Here is a 3264-nt window from a genome sequence, read left to right as displayed (position 1 = left end):
TGCCTACACCTTACGTTGGTGCCCCCATGACTTTCTCCCTGGCCGGTTTTCCCATGATTGATGCCAAGGAGGTAACGGTTGCCCTGGGTTTTAAGGGCGCTCCTGTCATCCGTCTTCTGGACACATCGCGAGGACCACAAGCGGAGGACCCCACACGAGGCGATTATGTCTTCTGCCTTGCTGACCGAATAATCTCCATATCCGGCGATCGTATAGACGCGAAAAAAACAAGTGTTCATAACATAATCACTGATCAACTTACCCCTGTCGTATATATATTGTCAGGTGGATCTGACGCTCTTTTTCAAGACTACTTACAAGTAATACATGAAAGCTTGCAGAAGCTCCTTGATGTAGACGAAAACACCCATCCGTTCGTTATAGAGATTAGGGATACTATTAACAAGAAATTATTTACGTTTGTTGGTAATGGGGCCCGGCCTGCAAAACTGCCTTTACGTCATAAAAATTCGATAACCAGCTGTTTATAAAACAGAAATCGAGAATTCCAACGGGCGCACTTCCTTTCTGAGTTCAAGCCGATAATCCCCCAACCTATTAGCAGTTTCCGTGTACGGTGACAGATGTTTCAAGTCATCCTCTGTGATACTGTATCCCTCATCCCGTAGTTCCCTGAGAACCCTGGTCATAGCTTCAACATTTTAAAAGATGATCATATTTGTAGCCAAGTGGTTCCACTTGATGATTTTCCCCTGCTCATGTCGATCATTTTCCCGAATAACACCCTTGTTGTAGAAGAAAACCCAATCAGAAAATTTGTTGAATAGCTCACTCTTATTAGTAGAAGCGTTTATCATCCGACGAAGACCACCATCAGCAATATACTCCATTAAAAAATGAGTGCGTACTGCTCGGCCTAACTCCCTGAACCCATAATAAAGCTGATTTTTACGGCTTTTCCCGGTTAAACGCTGAACGATTGTTGATGCAGTCAGCTTCCCAGCTTTAATCGACATCGCTATTCTCAGCTTTTCCTGAAATTCCCTTGCAATGACGTTGTAATCAATGGGGTCAGAGAATATACCGTTTATATGCCGGAACTTCGCACCTGATTCAGGTCGATGTAATTTCAATCGCTTGATGTTTTTGATTCTGGGTATCAGCTGAATACCCAATAAGTGAGCAAGTCCAAAGACAGCCAGGCTCTGCCCATGAGTATCAGATTGGACTGTATCTGGCTGGATATCGGAATCATTTTCAAGCAACCCATCCAGGATATAAATTGCTTCATAAACACCGCATGGGATAAATCGGGAAAAAAGACAGATATACCTGTCACTGAGGTGATAGTATGCAATACCCCCATAACGTATATGGTATTCAGATAGCAGATTATTCTCGTAAACATCCCACTTTGTGCCATCAGCAGATGCGCGTTTGCCAGTTCCCCAGAAACTTGGCAGCGAAAACTGATTGTAGGCATTGATAACATCTCTGATGCACTTGCTTGGGATATCTTCAGAGCAGTGCTTGAGATTGAGTCAAGCGATTTGCTTACGGCTTATATTCTGTACGGATCGGGACAGTTGAACCATGCTGGTGTTTTCCACGATTTCACCCTGATCAATGATGGCAATATTACGACAGAGCTGCTCCGCCTCTTCCAGATAGTGGGTGGTCAAATAATTGTGGTACCCTGGTCGTTAATCTCTTTGATAAACGCCCAGAGGCTTCTGCGCAGCTCTATATCGACGCCAGCGGTGGGTTCATCAAGAATCAGTAAGTCAGGCTCATGAATCAGAGCCCTGGCAATCATCAAACGCCGCTTCATACCGCCAGACAGCATTCGGGACTGGGTAAACCGTTTGTTCCATAAACCAGGCTTTTTCAGGTAGTGTTCAATGCGGGGCCTGTCCTGACGGACTGAAAGTCCGTAATAGCCAGCCTGACTGACCAGAATGTCTTCCACTTTTTCAAACTGGTTAAAGTTAAATTCCTGGGGAGCAACCCCCGATGAACGCTTGGCACGGACCAGATCACGTTCAATATCATGACCGAAGACAGATACACTTCCTTCAGACTTTCGAACCAGTGATGAAATCACTCCGATGGTAGTTGATTTGCCGGCACCATTAGGGCCGACAAGGCAAAAAAATCACCTTTGGCAACCTCCAGGTTTACCCCCCCTCAGAGCAACAAATCCGTCGTTGTATACTTTTTTCAAATTCTTGATGGCCAATGCCTGGGTCATGGTTCTCAGCCTTAAGATATTTATAATCAGATATGAAATTTAAGAAAATCTTTGTGATAGCGGGGAAGCCTGTTTCTACTCATAAAGCAGACATTAAGTCCAGGAAACCATTATGTAGAAAAGAGCAGCGGACGGTTCCTCTCAGAGATCACCGACCCGCCCAGATCAGGTTAATTTCGCATCTTGAAGTTTTCTACTGGAGTTGAGTCAGATAGGTGATTAATGCACGCAGATCATCGTAAGGCTTCAAACCACCCATGTTGATCAGGTAACGGTTATTCACCAAAAAACTTGGTGCAACATGAATGTAATCTCCATATTGATTCCAGTCTAATACTGTCTTCATTACCTGCAGGTTATTCTGGTTTACCTTGAAATCAGACTGTTTCAGTCCGGCGGTTTCCAGGGTTTGGAAGAAGCCGTTATCGTTTTGCCAGTCGCCTCTGCGCTCAACATGAATGTAATTGAAAAGCGCCTGTTTTATGGCGTCATAGCTTTGTGTTCCGTGAGTCATAGCCAAGGCCATGGTGGCCTGTTTGCCATACGCCCCCATAAAATCCATATGCACCTGCTTGAACACAATATTATGCTGAGCCAGCCACTCCTTCAGATGAATCAAAGGGTCTTTCTCCCACTGATAGCAGCCTGGGCAATAAATAGAAAATCGCTCGGTTGCAGTTAGCTGTGAAGAAGGGGGAAGTTTTAGAACTTTGTAATGGTTTCCTTCCTGAAACATGGTTGCATTTTGAGTGCTATCTGTTGCTTTAGCAAAAGTAATTATCGGAAATACAAACATAAGTACCAATAGCAACTTTTTCATCGACATTATTTCTCTATAGTCTTTTTCAATGGTGACATGGAAGGAGGATATTTATACCTGCCATTGCTAGCCCGGATATTTCATAAACTGCCCCGAATCTCGCGCAGGACTTTGTCGCTCTTAGGGATTTTGCGAGGAAGCGCCGTACCGGGGAGTACGGTCGACTGAGCAAAACTCCCTTAGGAATTGTCTAAAAATAACTTTCCCATTTCACTCTAATTCTGGAACTATG

At 44.3% G+C, this 3264-nt stretch carries 2 protein-coding genes and 2 pseudogenes; 1 reads left to right on the top strand and 3 read right to left on the bottom strand.

What is annotated here, in order from left to right; genetic code table 11:
- Window positions 1–491, top strand: a 491-nt coding sequence (locus KDK14_RS01995) for a hypothetical protein (protein ID WP_257263342.1), incomplete at its 5' end; no start/stop codon positions are given.
- A gap of 171 nt (window positions 492–662) precedes the next feature.
- On the opposite strand, the pseudogene KDK14_RS01990 reads toward KDK14_RS01995, so the two are convergent.
- The 3 genes and pseudogenes from KDK14_RS01990 to KDK14_RS01980 form a co-directional block, all read right to left on the bottom strand.
- Window positions 663–1481: pseudogene (locus KDK14_RS01990) on the bottom strand (Tn3 family transposase); the annotation flags it as partial.
- Between the two features lie 48 nt (window positions 1482–1529).
- Window positions 1530–2212 (bottom strand): annotated as a pseudogene (locus KDK14_RS01985) (ABC transporter ATP-binding protein); the annotation flags it as partial.
- 193 nt (window positions 2213–2405) lie between these two features.
- Entirely contained in the window at window positions 2406–2831 is a 426-nt protein-coding gene (locus tag KDK14_RS01980) for a hypothetical protein (protein WP_373691018.1), read from the bottom strand.
- Window positions 2832–3264: the final 433 nt, after the last annotated feature.

Source organism: Endozoicomonas sp. ONNA2 (assembly GCF_024606365.1).
GTDB lineage: Bacteria > Pseudomonadota > Gammaproteobacteria > Pseudomonadales > Endozoicomonadaceae > Endozoicomonas.
The sequence above is the reverse complement of the archived record's forward strand: the minus strand, read 5'-3'. Positions and strand labels throughout refer to the sequence as shown.